Origin of the sequence: Leeuwenhoekiella sp. ZYFB001, assembly GCF_011784865.1 — a bacterium.
GTDB lineage: Bacteria > Bacteroidota > Bacteroidia > Flavobacteriales > Flavobacteriaceae > Leeuwenhoekiella > Leeuwenhoekiella palythoae.
In genome coordinates, this window is the sequence record NZ_CP050460.1 from 973,844 (window position 1) to 988,013 (window position 14,170).

General features: G+C 40.2%; 10 protein-coding genes. 4 read left to right on the forward strand and 6 right to left on the reverse strand.

The genetic code is table 11. From position 1 onward, the window contains the following. Positions 1 to 31: 31 nt before the first annotated feature. Positions 32 to 2,086, reverse strand: coding sequence for a tetratricopeptide repeat protein (locus HCN54_RS04315; protein ID WP_167596687.1), 2,055 nt, complete (start codon positions 2,084 to 2,086; stop codon positions 32 to 34). Positions 2,087 to 2,400: 314 nt separating this feature from the next. Here HCN54_RS04315 and HCN54_RS04320 point away from each other — a divergent pair, with 314 nt between their 5' ends. The 3 genes from HCN54_RS04320 to HCN54_RS04330 all read left to right on the forward strand — a co-directional run bounded on the left by HCN54_RS04320 (position 2,401) and on the right by HCN54_RS04330 (position 5,286). Then, a complete protein-coding gene (locus HCN54_RS04320; protein ID WP_167596688.1) occupies positions 2,401 to 2,694 on the forward strand; it encodes an STAS domain-containing protein in 294 nt (97 codons plus the stop codon). 25 nt (positions 2,695 to 2,719) lie between these two features. Beyond that, a complete protein-coding gene (locus tag HCN54_RS04325; protein WP_167596689.1) occupies positions 2,720 to 3,967 on the forward strand; it encodes an oligosaccharide flippase family protein in 1,248 nt (415 codons plus the stop codon). A gap of 107 nt (positions 3,968 to 4,074) precedes the next feature. After that, positions 4,075 to 5,286, forward strand: coding sequence for a glycosyltransferase (locus HCN54_RS04330; protein ID WP_167596690.1), 1,212 nt, complete (start codon positions 4,075 to 4,077; stop codon positions 5,284 to 5,286). A 127-nt stretch (positions 5,287 to 5,413) separates the two neighbouring features. Here the strand turns inward: HCN54_RS04330 and HCN54_RS04335 are convergent, their stop codons facing one another. Genes HCN54_RS04335 through HCN54_RS04345 form a run of 3 tightly spaced genes read right to left on the reverse strand, consistent with a single transcriptional unit; the run spans position 5,414 to position 11,240 of the window. Then, complete coding sequence (locus HCN54_RS04335) at positions 5,414 to 6,937, reverse strand: glycoside hydrolase family 2 TIM barrel-domain containing protein (RefSeq protein WP_167596691.1); 1,524 nt, start codon at positions 6,935 to 6,937, stop codon at positions 5,414 to 5,416. Further along, entirely contained in the window at positions 6,934 to 8,142 is a 1,209-nt protein-coding gene (locus tag HCN54_RS04340) for a hypothetical protein (protein WP_167596692.1), read from the reverse strand. The genes HCN54_RS04335 and HCN54_RS04340 overlap by 4 nt, the downstream gene beginning before the upstream one ends. Beyond that, entirely contained in the window at positions 8,139 to 11,240 is a 3,102-nt protein-coding gene (locus HCN54_RS04345; protein WP_167596693.1) for a hypothetical protein, read from the reverse strand. Before HCN54_RS04345 ends, HCN54_RS04340 begins: the two co-directional genes overlap by 4 nt. Positions 11,241 to 11,429: 189 nt before the next feature. On the opposite strand from HCN54_RS04345, the gene HCN54_RS04350 reads away from it, so the two are divergent. Further along, a complete protein-coding gene (locus HCN54_RS04350) occupies positions 11,430 to 12,242 on the forward strand; it encodes a dolichyl-phosphate beta-glucosyltransferase (protein WP_167596694.1) in 813 nt (270 codons plus the stop codon). A 21-nt stretch (positions 12,243 to 12,263) separates the two neighbouring features. Here the strand turns inward: HCN54_RS04350 and HCN54_RS04355 are convergent, their stop codons facing one another. After that, positions 12,264 to 12,968, reverse strand: coding sequence for a LytR/AlgR family response regulator transcription factor (locus HCN54_RS04355; RefSeq protein WP_167596695.1), 705 nt, complete (start codon positions 12,966 to 12,968; stop codon positions 12,264 to 12,266). A gap of 4 nt (positions 12,969 to 12,972) precedes the next feature. Further along, on the reverse strand, positions 12,973 to 14,004 hold the full coding sequence (locus HCN54_RS04360) for a sensor histidine kinase (protein ID WP_167596696.1): 1,032 nt from the start codon (positions 14,002 to 14,004) through the stop codon (positions 12,973 to 12,975). Positions 14,005 to 14,170 lie beyond the last annotated feature (166 nt).

Here is a 14,170-nt window from a genome sequence, read left to right on the forward strand (position 1 = left end):
ACACATTACGATTAAAAAGTCGGTAGTTATTTTATTTAGCAGTTTGTCTAAATAAAGGCTTCGCTGAAGGAATCCAGCGCAGTTTAAAGCCCAATTCTCCAAATTCAAATCCGCTGGCAACTGCCGAAGCAATATTGCTGTATTTGCCGTAGCAGCCCAGTTGAAACTGCTTATTTATAGAATAAGTCGCATTAAGCTCAGCTCTGAAAATAGAGGTAGCTTCTTGATCCTCCACATATTGCAGTCCGCCTGCTGCCACGCTATGAATGCTAAAATGATCACCAACTTTTAGCATCAGATCTGCAAAAACCTCAGCCGCTTGGTACTGCTTCGGGCTAAAATACAATTCACTAACTTGATTTTTATAACTCAGATTTTGATAGTTGAATCCCATTTTTAAAGCAGGCTTTCGGGTAAGGCTGTAATATAAAGAAGTAAATAACAACTTGCGGTTATTAGCATCAGATTGAGCCGTGTAGATCATTGAGGTGTACCATCCTAAACGTGTAGTAAGGCCCCAGTTATAATTGACAAAATAGTCATTTAAAGCTATTTTTTCTTCTAAAAGCGCAGCGTTAAAATTTTGAAGCGCACGGCGGTATCCTAGATCCAGATGCAGTCGTTTTACCGGTTTAGTCTTAAAAGTAAGCGCTCCCTGAACATCGGTATATTCTTTATCTGTGGTGATGGCTTTGATGAGTCCGGCTTGGGCTTCTAAAGCATAGCCGGGAGTGAGGCGATAGTGCACTTGAGACCCTAACTGATACGATTGCGCTTCCTGACCGCTAAGTGCATTGCGCGTGATACGATACCCATAATTTGCGCTCACCTTTAGTGCTGTAGATAACGGAATCGTCGTCGCTACACCATAACTGTAAGCGATGTTCTCGCCATTATCTTTGGTGGTGCAGGCCATTGCATCGACAGTAGGCGCATACTCTAAATCTAGCGCTTCTACCAATCCTTGCGCATCCTTTTGATCCTCATAATAGTTTAAGGTTTGCTTTGCATAGTGATAAGCTTTTTGAGGATCGTCAGCGGCACGATAGGCATTGGCGATCCCTAGGTTTCCGTCAAAAGAGGTGCTGTCTTTCGCTAAAATAGTTTGATACGCAGTTATCGCCTTTTTAAAATCACCGGTGTACATCCCAAACATTGCATTCAAAGCAAGTACCTTTGAATTGCTTTTATAAACAGAATCTAAATGTTTTAGTTCACGTTTAGCTTCGGTGTATTTTGCATTCCAAATTAGGGCTTGCGTATAGCGTTCGGCTGCAGCCAAAACAAGCGTAGAATCGGTTACGGATGCAGATTGCTTTTTTGCTTCAAGAGCATAAGCTAATGCTTTTTTGTCATTTTCTTGTAAATGCGATACCAGCGCAAGACCAATTGTGCCTTCTATCTGTTCTTCTTTAGTCTGATTGAAATTTTCATATATGCTTGCAACCTGCTCGTAATTGTTAGTCGCTAGATAGATTGAAATCTTATTAAGCTGTGTATCTCGGTCTTTAGGGAAATCGATGAAGTTTGAATCTAAATAGGTCTGTGCAAGAATTGCCTTCCCCGCCTTTGATAACTGTGCAGCATAGCCCAGGCGTATGTATTTCTGAGAGGTTTTAGCACTTAAATTTTCAGGATCAATGGCTAAAGCTTTGGAGATATAGGTTAGAGCTTTAGGATATTTTTTTAAATTGGATAAGGTATTGGCATAACCTAAAAGCGTCCCGAAATTTTCGGGATATTCAGAGACTAAATTTTTATAAATAGGAGCCGCTTCTTCAAAGCGGTTATTCCACAGGAAGGCTTCGGCATAGTTTAATGTTATCTCGAGATCCCCGGGATATTCGGAAAGCATATTTTTAAAAAGGCCTAAAGCTTCGGAAGGATTTCCGCCTAAGCCCAAAGCGCGTGCGTAACACAATTGAGCGGTTTTATTCTGTGGAAATTCTTCTAATACTCGCTCAAAGAAAACTTGAGCCTCTTGATTTTTGCCTGTTTCCAATAGGTTAAAACCCTCTTGCATATCCTGCGCCTGAATGCTCACATATAAACTAAAGCTTAAACAGCATAAAAATAGTGTTCTCATAACTACGATTTGGTTAGAGCAAGTTAGCGGTGAAACCTATTTTTTTAATCTACAGGTATTTACCGCTTATCGAAGCTAAAGCGCAACTCACGGAAAACACTAAAACAGGAAGCCTCAAAGGGGGCAACTATACATGCTGTTTAAGGATTATTTCTTGTGAAATGCGTGACTTTTAAAAGTTTAACCCATTAAGCGCTGTTTGACTTATAAAAGGAAACCATTCATCTACAGTAAAATTCCAATTACCGAAATAGGGCATTTTTACAAAAAGCTTCCGCAGATATTTGCTTCATAATCTTTAAAATCTTTGTGTTATGTATTCATTTATCACTACCTCAGAAACTATTCAAATACGTGGAATTTTAAAAGTGCAGTCCGTTGGTGAATTGGCAGCAACGATCAATGAAGATTTTAGATCGCAGAAAAAGATCGTTATAGATCTGAGCCAGTTGGACGAACTCACTCTGCGCACGGTGATGAAATTGATCACGTTGCAAAATCATTACCGCAATAGCGGGAAACAGGTGCTGTTTAAAGGACTGAATAATAAGTCGGTGAGTGGCACATTTGGCCTTGCCGGTAAGCGTTACCTATTAGGAGTCGCTTAAACTAAAAATCTCTAAGAACTCGGTTATGATAGCGATACCTTTTGTACGATCAAAAATAAGTGCACAGCAGCTTTTTATGCTTAGTGCGCTAGTAGTAAACGGCGGAAACTACTTGTATAATTTACTTCTAGGCCGCTTGCTGGGACCTGAAGCATTTGCAGATGCAGCAATACTGGTAACATTGTTGCTAGTATTATCATTTGCCGCAATGACTTTTCAGTTGGGAACGGCACGTTTCATCGCTTTATTATCTGAAGAAAAACAACCGGTGTTTCTCAATAGAATCCAAAAATGGAGTTTACGTTTTGGGTTAGTACTAGGATGCATTTTTATTGTTTTTTCCAGCTTTTTGCAGGAATTGTTTCAAACATCATCTCAAGCCATGTTTGTTGTTTTTGGAATATCCGTTCCGCTTTATTTTGTGATGAGCATCAACCGCGGCTTATATCAAGGAAAAGAGCAGTTGATTAATATGGCAAAAACCTATCAGATCGAAATGTGGAGCAGGCTTGTGCTCACCCTGCTTTGCATTTTGCTATTCAAAACGCAACCTGCGATAGGAGTCGCACTAGGCGTTAGTTTATCGCTGATTGCGGCACAGTTTCCACGCGCGAAAGATAAAGCTAAGAATAGTAGGGTAGGAGTCTTGACCCAAACAGCACTGCGTGAAATTCTTCAGTTTTTTGTTATTACTGCGTGTTATGAAGGAACTCAGATTCTTATAAATAACAGTGATATACTTTTAGTAAAACACTATTTTGATTCCTATCAAGCTGGTTTGTACGCCTCTCTGGCTTTGATAGGTCGGGTGGTCTATTTTGTTGCCTGGATGTTTGTTATGTTGCTTTTACCCGAAGTCGTGCGAAAACACAAAGCAGGAGAATCTACCCAAACCATTCTTTTTAAATACGTAAGCTACATAAGCATTTTAGCACTCAGTATTGTGGCCGCATGCTTTCTGTTTTCCAATTTGATCGTACAAATGATGTTTGGTGAGGCATATGTTTCCGTAAGTCATCTTTTAGGGCCTTACGCTTTAGCTACCGGTTTGTTTGCTGTGGCCAATTTGTTTACCTATTACTTCCTATCCTTAGGGAAATATACGCCCGTCTATCTAAGTTTCATAGGTGGTTTTTTGCAAATAGGAGGAATCATTCTAATGCATAATAGCCTAGAACAGGTGGTTTGGGTTCAAATAGGAAGTATGAGCCTATTGCTAATCATTCAGGTTTTGTACTACTTAAAAGCGTATAAAGTACATAAAACCACTTAACTCTGTGGGAGTTCCATTCGTCGACAGTAAGCGGTGATCAAACGTTTTCTGGCATTTTAAGAGTGGTATTCTTCTCAAATTTGAATCATAATTAAACACCAAATCTTATGAAACTAGCCGTTGTTACTGCCTTTCCGCCCAGCAAAGTTACGCTTAACGAATATGCGTTTTATTTGGTACGTGCATTGAGAATGCATCAAGAGGTTGACGAGATCGTATTGCTTGCAGATGTTGCTGCCGACGTTGCCGAAAATCATCTGGATGTTTCAGGTTGTAAAGTGCGCGTGATCAAGTGCTGGAGTTTTAATGCGTATAGTAATCTGCCTAAAGTTTTAAAAGCGATCAGAGAGGAGCAGCCAGACGGGGTGTTGTTTAATCTTCAGTTTATGAAGTTTGGAGACAAAAAGATTCCTGCAGCTTTAGGCTTGATGCTTCCCGGTATGTGCAAATTGATGCGTATTCCTTCGGTGGTGTTACTTCATAATATTTTAGAGGAAGTTGATCTTTCCGCAGCCGGCATAACCCAGAACAAACTCTTACAACGAGCATATAATTTTATAGGAAGCCAGCTCACTCGGTTGCTGCTACGAGCAGATTATGTGGCCCTTACCATCAGTAAATATGTAACTATTCTACAGAAAAAATATAAAGCAACTAATGTAGGATTGATTCCGCACGGAACGTTTGAGTTGCCTCAAGCTCCTAAATATGACTTACCGCAAGGCCCCTTACAGGTAATGACTTTTGGCAAATTTGGCACCTATAAAAAAGTGGAGATGCTTATTGAAGCGGTACAACGCTTACGTCAAAGCACCGACTTAGATATTGAGATCGTCATCGCCGGAACTGATAATCCTAATGTGAAAGGATATCTCGAGGGTGTAAAAAAGCAATTTGCTCACGTTGCTCAACTTCGTTTTACAGGTTATGTCGCCGAAGAAGATGTCCCTAAATTGTTTGAAGATAGCGCAGTGGTCGTATTCCCCTATACGGCTACTACGGGAAGCAGCGGAGTACTGCATCAGGCAGGAAGTTATGGTAAAGCAGTGGTTATGCCAGATTTGGGAGATCTGGGCATTCTCTCACGCGAAGAAGGCTATGAGGCTCAGTTTTTTGAACCTAATGATATTGAAGATTTGGCAGAATCTTTAAAGATCGTTTTAGAAAATGAGACCTTGAGAACAGCTATGGGACGCGCAAATTATAAGGCTGCCACTGCCTTACCAATGACTACAATCGCTGATAAATACGTACAAGTATTTAAACGATTACAAAATATAGAGGAAAATGATCTAGACACCGAACTCGTGTCTGCTTAAGAAGCACCTCATTCAACTTCGATTTGGTTGCAAACCCCATTCGCTATCCCTAAAAGCGTCTGGGGTTTCTTTTTTTGTATTACCAAAGGGTTTATTATTCCAGATTGTTTTACTGCTTTAAAGGAGTTTAAAGGGATTCTTTAAAAACCTGAGCAGCTTTTTTATCGGAGGTGTTTTCTTTCAAGATACCGAAATGCTTCTGAGGAGCTTTGCGCCACGGAAGCCGGCCTACTACACTAGTGGGAACCTCTGTGTAATCATAAAGCGTCCATATCGCGAAGTGTAGATTTTTCTGTTTTAGATCAATTAAAAAAGTGTTGTAGTATTCGGCCTGTTTTTGCTCTGATGCTCCAAAAGGATTCCAGATACCACGATACGTTGAAAGTCCGAATTCTTGAAGCATTAGTGGCTTGTTAGTAGCTTCTTTTAACGTTGTGTAAGCAGTTTCAAAGTTTCCGAAGTCTCGATAATAATGAAAGCTTACCAGATCAAGCTTTTCTGCCAATGTAACAGCAGCTTCAGGAGTTGACCAGCCGATAGTTACCGGTGTTTCGGGATCTAAGCTTTTTATATGGTCCAACTGATTTTTCAACCAAAAGTTAACCAAGTCTTCGCCGCGATTTTTATAATCTAGATCGGGTTCATTTTTGATGTCCCAAGCCAGAAGCGCCGGGTGTGCTTTGAAGGTATTGATGATCGTTGCCGCGTGATTAAATGTGTTGGGCATATCTAAAACCGAATAATCGCCATAAAAGTCAAAAAGCGTAATGATCACCTTCAAATTGTGTTCTTGAGCGAGGTCTAGCAGTACGCGGAGTTTGTTGACTTTATCTTCAGTTACATCAGCAGCTCCAAAATCTTCATAACCTATAAAAATGCGAATGGTGTTGAGGAGAAGCGCGTTGATCTTTTTAAAATCTGCAGCAAGTGTTTCAGTGTTAAAAGAAGCTCCGAAGGTATCCCAGGCATTTTCTTGTGGATAGTAATTCACGCCTTTAATCCACTTCGGAAATTTTGTCTGCGGAATAGTAACCACTGAATCCTTTACCGATCTTTTAGGGATGCGCACCAATTGCCGAATGCGCCAAAACCCGTCTTCAAGTAACATAATGACTCTATAATCTGAAGTATCCCGGGTTTGAAGCATCAGTTGATCTTCAGAAAAAACACGTTGCACCTCCAGTACATTTTGATCTGTAAAACTGATGAGTTGTCCATCTGCGCTATAAAATTCTAAATGCAGTTCATGATTGAGCGAAGTACTTTCTACCCGAGTTTGTACAGCTTTATTTTCAGTAAGAATTCGGCTTATTTTTTCTCGAGCATTAGCGGTGTAATAATCTGCAATTCCTTTAGTTTCTCCAGTAGCTAAGGCAACCTCGCGCACATACCAAGCATTTAAATAATCCTGAGCAACTCGCATTTTTGTGGGTTTTTCAATAGGTCTGCTTGGGTTTATCGAGTCTTTCCAAACAAGCTGAGGCTTATAAACCGGTTCAGCGCCTAGAGCCAGATTGAGCATTGTACTCTTATCGGCACCTGTATTGAGATACGAAAGTATACTGCTGATCGCGGAAACCAACAGCAAATTCAATCCTATAAAAGAAAGAATCAACAGTGCACGATATATGTTTTTATTTTGATTTTTCAATGGATTGTAATAGGTTCTAGCGTTTGCTTTACACCCAAAACCTGTACTTTAAAAGTATAGGTTCCTGATTGATAAACAGCAGGATCCAGATAAAAAGATGCTGTCCCGGTCTGTGTTTTTTGTGTTAACGTGTAGGTTTGATTCTCGTTTTTAATGAGGAGCTTTACGCGAGTTCCTTCGGGCACAATTTGGTTTAATTTTCCGTTGAGCGGACCAACGGTTAAGATATTTTCAGTTGCATTCCACGCTGTGGGAATAGTATCAAGAGCTGTGAAAAAGCTAAGCGGGACTATGTTACTCGTAGCAATCCCGGTTATGAATGCTTGAATTTCCCACCGCTGCGGTTGTTCAGGATGTTTGATCTGGGTGGTGGCGCTTCCGTTTACCGTGTTTCCGGTGGCTTGTAAACTTCCGCCGGTATCGGTTTTGATTAGGAAGTTGACTAAAGTTCCATCAGGAATTGTATTTCCAAAACGATCTTTGATAACATCGGTTTTCAGAAGCGTAATTTGATCTGCATCTGCAAAGTGATGCGCACGCTGCGCACTTATACTGAAATCTTGCGCCAAATTTGCATCTACATAAATTGTCTGAAGTTTAGAAGAAACCTCTTGTAACTGGGCGGCGTTGAAGATGCGACCGGTCTCTTTAGTCGAGAAAATATTCTTCCACGCAATACTGTTTTGAACCTCAATTTTTTCGGTTTGTGTTTTACTTTTAAAACTTGTTGTGAATGCGAGTTCAGTATGATCGGGCAAAACATTGTCGTAACGATCGGTAGGAATTAGTGTGACTTGTGCATAATCGCTGCCCCCGGCAGCAATGCGTTGCGGACCAAGATACGATTCAATAGCGGTGATCTGGCTGGTATCTGCTACTATGGTGATCGATCCTTTTTGAAGTTCAGCAGTATTTTTGATCAATACCCAATTTAATTTTCCCGCGGATGTTCTTATAGCTTCGGGCACTGTGAATGTTTTGACGGCTTGTTCAGTTTCAGGACTTACGAGCATTGTTCCCAAATTGGAAGCTAACAGTAGTTTTAAGTCAGATGCTTCTGTTTTAAATTTCAGCTGAATCACTTCACCAGCTTGAAAAGTACTTTTAGTTGTAAGCAATTGTATTTGCGGGACAGGAGCAGTTTCCGGTTTAATAGTAAAACCGAAAACAGTAAAAACGAATATATATAAAACAGCTTTTTTCATCGCGGATTTCCTAAAAAAGTATTGATCTCTAACTTCACAAAGCTTCCATCCTTCAGTTTGACGTGCGCTGCTTTTTGTTGCTCGGTTTGGCGCTCGGGCACCACTTTACGAGCGATTTCTTGATTAGACAACCCATTTACATAAATCGCTTCCATAGCATCACTGATGAGTTTTCCTGATTTTTTATTCAAAGCTATCTGCACTTCTTGCTGGCGTTGCTGCCGGATTCCTTCCTGTAAAAAATGATGATCTACCCACGTCAAGTTGTGCTCACGATCATAATACGAAACTAGCACTTGAGGAATAGTCGCTTGCTGCGTCCCGGGATTGAATAAAGTAGTGTGCAATTGGGTTTCTTCTAATGCAAAATCATTTACAACAACTCGTTTGTACAAATCAGTATTTGCCACATTTGTCGAAACGTGTAAATCAAAAGTGACCGGTTTTCCGTCTAATTCCACCGGAGTAAATTGATCCGGATTAAAGGTAAGCGGTGCGTGCTCATCTGGTTTTAGCCAAGCCGTACCTTCAAAAGCAATTTTAAACGAAGTGATTTCTTTAGGCATTAGTTTATGCTTCATCTCATATTTTGCATTAAAGCTCGCAAGAGGCAAATTCTGAACGTCATAAAGCGTTCCCTTGATAGAAACATCAGCCGGAAGGTTATCTATATTCTGCAGCTCGCCCAGAATAATATAAGCGCCATCTACTTGAAGCAGTCGCGCCGAAAGCACCTCAAGCACAGGCTGCTTGAGAATATCTTCGTGATAGGTTTGTTCTGAAGTAATACGACGCCTGCCGTGGTTGTAAAAATCGGTTTCGTTTGTTATGATCAGTTGGTCAGGAGGTAAGTCAAGATCAGGATTTTTAGGAACAACATACCATTTTTGGTGTCGCTTAACGAGTTCAAAATCTTCCTGAGTTGGGATGAGTTCTAGCGGAGTGATCCATTTAGCATAAGCAGTAGCTCTTGCGGTGGAGTCGGTTTGATTGGTGATCTCAACAGCAATCGCATCGAGTTTTGCATAACTATTGAGGAGGCCATCTGTGACAGCAAATTCGAGCATAAACTGATCCAGACTTTTATCACTTTTGGGATCAAAGTAAGAATAAGCACGCTCCAATTCTTTAAAGTCTAAAGCGTCAAAATAAGCTTCAACCACATTTTCGGGCGAAAGCTGGTCTGCATTTTTTAAGTAAAACGAATAAATACCCAGACTGAAACAAACAAGGAGGAGCACACCATAAACGTGCGCGATATTAAAAAGCAGTTGGGTTCTTTTTTTTAAAGTTTTAGCCGAAATAGAATAGTCGTTTGACCATTGCATATACGCCGGAAGCTGAGGTTTACTAGACCGAAGGGCACGCAGCCAGATCGATTGAACATTAATGACAAACGCGATTACCACCGTAAGCAGCGGGATGATCCCCCACATTAATATAAGCACTAGAGGAATGTCATCTTTCGGTATGATCTCAGGCATCGGAGCGACACCTAATTTCTCCCAAACCATAATACCATTCTCAAGCAATCCTAGGCGTTGCCAACCTGAAAAGTAGAGAATAGGATCATAAAATTTATCGTTAGAGAACACATATTTAAGGTGATATTTTTCAGGAATGGTTAAAAACTGCTGCAACGAACCTATACCTTCAATTCCTCTGAATTTAGAATTCTCGAGTCGCTCGATCGCTCTGGTGGTAAGTTCAGGGAGCCTGCGCGCCGAATGGTAGTTACCATCAACCGTCATCGCATCTGTTTGGGCAGAAAGCCATGCGATTTGATCACCAAAACCTAGCGGCAAAAACCGCCATTTATAATGCTGATCCTGATTGAGGAAATTCACAATAGGCAACATATTTATAGGATCGGGTTGCGAGGGCCTAAAATTATTTAAGGTCATTGTGAAGATCATCGTTCCTAAAAAGAGCGCTGCGAGCAGACCAGCAAGAATGCGATGATACAGACCGCCTAGTTTGGTGCTCAAAAAGCTTTTGTAATCTCCTTCGGCAAAACGATAGGCAAACTCTCCAAACAAGGGTAACACCATAATACTTCCCCATAATGTGAACCGGTCTAAAGTGAGAATATTAAAGGCATTGTCACCTAAAATCATTTTAGGAATCGGCGTTGTTCCGCCGCTTCCCAATATCGTAAGCATCGTTAGGGAAAGGCCAAAAAACAAATAGCGTTTGCTATAATAGCGGTAAAAAAAGTACGGCAGTAGAAGCAACAAAACACCCCAAGGAATTAAGAAAAATACGAGTCCGCTAGAAGTAACTTCCAGAAAATTATCCCGTGAACCGTGGGGGATTGGTACTTGTGTAATGGGATTATTCTTGGTGTTTACCCAATACGGTAAAATGCACACAATTATTAAAGCCAGCGCAGCAAATCCAAAAGCGATCATTCGTTTTAATAGGCTGAAAAAAGCTTTCAGAAAAACCGCGAATGTAACTTCTTTCATTCGGTTTACTTGTGTACGCGCTTGATCCATTACCGCCATTCCGATCAATGGAAAAATGAAGAATACCATCCCAAAAATTGGAGTAACGTGATGCGAACACACCGTTACGGCTAATAAAGAAAGTGAGGTTAAAAAGTATTTTATGCGCCCGGTGGTCAGCCAAAGATAGATTTCGGGCAGCGCGTGCATAAGGATCGAAACACCAATGATGCTGGGCAACTGCCCAAAGATGTGTAGTGTTTCCACAAAAGATGAGGAAAACACAGCCAGAATAGCTGCATAGCCGGCTGCGTGTGCACTTGCGGTGATGAGTAAGGCAAAACGATAAACCCCAGTTATGAAAAGGATGACGCCAAGGATAGCGACGGTGAACATTCCAAATTTTAAACCGCCAGCCAAAGATAATATAGCGATAGACTGATGCACGAGAGGTGGATAGCCCATCACCGTAAAACCGGTGTACCAGCTGTAGTTCCACGGTTCAAACCAATGCGAGGCATAATGATCTGCAAAAAATAAATGAATCAGTGCATCGTAAGTTCCTTCTAGCGTAAAAAAGATGCTAAACCCATGAAAGGCAACACCGATCAACAGCGCGATAATCAAATATCTGTTTGGGGTGTTTTTCATGAATTTTAAAGCTATAGGAATGTTTGTATTTCTTACATAGCTAAGATAAAACATTCGATGAATGACTCATCTGTCGATGAATGGTTTTCAACTAAAGTAGGAGTTTAACCGTCGAAAATCAAGCTTTTAGCCTTCCGGACCCCGATATGTTTGTGGTGTATTTAATCTGAATCACCTAAAACAAATCTTATGAAAACTGCTATTATCATCCCGTGCTATAACGAAGAAAAACGAATTGACACCAAAGCTTTTGAAGCCTTTATTCAGTCTACAAATTCATATCATTTATGCTTTGTAAATGACGGAAGTAAGGACCAGACGTTAGAACTGCTTAAAAGCATTCAGCAAAGTAATCCTGATAAGGTTACTGTTATTGATATGAAGCGCAACAGCGGCAAAGCAGCAGCGGTACGCGCAGGAGCCCGATACCTATATAGCAAGACAAATGTGCGTCATATAGGTTTTATGGATGCTGATCTCTCAACAGATTTTGAAGATTTTACAGCTCTTGATCATACTCTAAAAACTAACGCACAGCTAAAAATGGTTTTTGGGAGCCGTGCAAAAGCAGAAGCCGGGATCGAGAAAGATCCTTTTAGAGCATTTTTTTCTAAAGTGATCAAATTTTGTGTGTTTTTGATCTTGGGCTTGCCCATTCAAGATACGCAATGTGGCGCTAAGGTGTTTAATCGAGAATTGGTTCCTGTCATCTACGGGAATCGGTTTTTAAGCAAATGGCTTTTTGATGTAGAAATGTTTATAAGACTGAAGCACTTTTTAGGCGGAAAACAAGAAGTAATGCGTGCTATTTATGAGCAGCCTTTACAACGCTGGGTGCACGTTGAAGATTCAAAATTGGGTATTAAAGATGCGCTTGAAATTCCGCTACGATTATTAAGCATTTGGTTTAACTACAGTATCTGGGCGCTTACCAATACGTTAGTTACTGCCGAAGAACAAGAAGTCTTAACTGAGGTGTATACGTTTCCGTTAGCTGCTTAACTTCAATTTATTTAGGCGCTGTTATAACAACTTAAATTTGTTTTTCAGATTTTCACGATACACGCGCCCCACGTTTAAGATTTTGCCATTACTGAGCTGAACTTGTGCACTAGAGAACTTCGTAATGCTTTTAATATTTACCAAATACGATCTGTGAATGCGTACAAAATTACTTGCTGACAGCTGCTCTTCCCAGTAGGCTAAGGTTTCATTTGATAAATGTGTTTTAGAGGTAGAAACCAGCTCTGTATAGTCCATATCTGCTTTGATGTAGAGCAGATGGTCAAGTTCTACTTTAATATGCTCATACCCACTTTTAATAAATATAAGCCGCTCTTCTGGGGTTGCTTCCGGTAGTTGCTCTGCCGGTTTCTGAACTTTATTCACCGCTTTGAGAAAGCGTTCAAATGAGAAAGGTTTCAGTAAATAGTCCACTACGTCAAGTTCGTAGCTTTCTATAGCATAATCAGAAAATGCTGTGGTTAATATAACTTGCGGAGGATTACTCAAGATTTTTAAAAAATCAATACCTGAAAGTTTAGGTAAATGGATGTCGAGAAAAATCAAAGAGACGTTATGATGCTTAAGAAACTCAAGCGCATCTATACCGTCTGTGAAACTTCCTTTTAAGGTTAAAACACCACAATCTTTAATATACTTTTCTAAAACTCTTTTGGCAGGCGCCTGGTCTTCTATGATTATACAGGATAAAGTAGATGCGGGCATAGCGTTAACTTTTGAGTTTCATAGTGAGTTGCACAACAAAGAGCTGCGCTCCTTTATCAATAGTAAGCGAATAATCTGTACCATAAATAAGGTCGAGCCGCTTTTTTACATTTTCTAGTCCGATGCCTTGTGCTAAGCTGTTTGTATTGGTTTGTTCAGAATAGCTGTTACTGCATTTAAAGTGCAAAACGCCGTCTTGAGAGGTGATGCTTACGTGAATCTTAATATTATCTTTTAAACTTGAAGAACTGTGTTTAAAAGCATTTTCTATAAAAACCGGTAAGATCAGGGGCGCGATTTGCTGCTGAAGATCTATGTTCTCAGAAACTTCAAAATCAACCAGCGCTCTACCTTCTAGCTGCAATTTGTTCAAATTAATATAATCAGCAAGATGATCAATTTCTTTAGACAATAATACAAAATGCGCTTTGCAGTCATAAAGCATATACCGCAGTACATTAGAGAGTTCTAAAATGATCTTTGGGGTGCGTGTGGAGTTTTCGATGGCATACGCATACAGGTTGTTGAGGTTGTTAAACAAAAAGTGCGGATTGATCTGCGATTTCAGGTATTGCAGTTCGCTTTGTTTTACAAGATCTTTAAGTTGATCAACCTCTTGTTGTTTCCGCAACGCATCCCAGGTGAATTTAAATCCAGAAAGTATAACTATGGTGGGCAGTATTGCAGCCAGACTGTAAAAGATTCCGGGAAAGTTGCTTCCACGTGTGTCCGGGTAGTAGATTTTTTCGATGACCAACTCTTCTAAGATGATGACCAAAGTGAGCAGCCCAACAATCCAAAGACCAAATTGTAAGTATCTTTTGGTATACAAATAACGCGGAGCCACCCAATAACTTATGAATAGCGCAACCACTGCATAATTCAGAAAAAATACAATTTCCGCAGGAATGATATCTACTTCAACCTGATCTTCTATTCGCTCAAACGAATAAAAAATAAACACCATAAAATAGATGATTATCTGAAATAAAATCTCCCAGATACCCAAGGGTCTTTTCAGTAAAAATTTAGCCATGAGCCAAATATAGTTTTATATAAAAACATCTTAGAATAAAATCTGGCGAACTTCTATTGTACCACCCTTAGCAACCTTAAAACCGGTGTAAACGGCAATTTAAGTTCATTCTAGGCCGCCCTTGTCGTTTACAGGTTTACTTCAGTCGTTTGCCAATATTAATGTG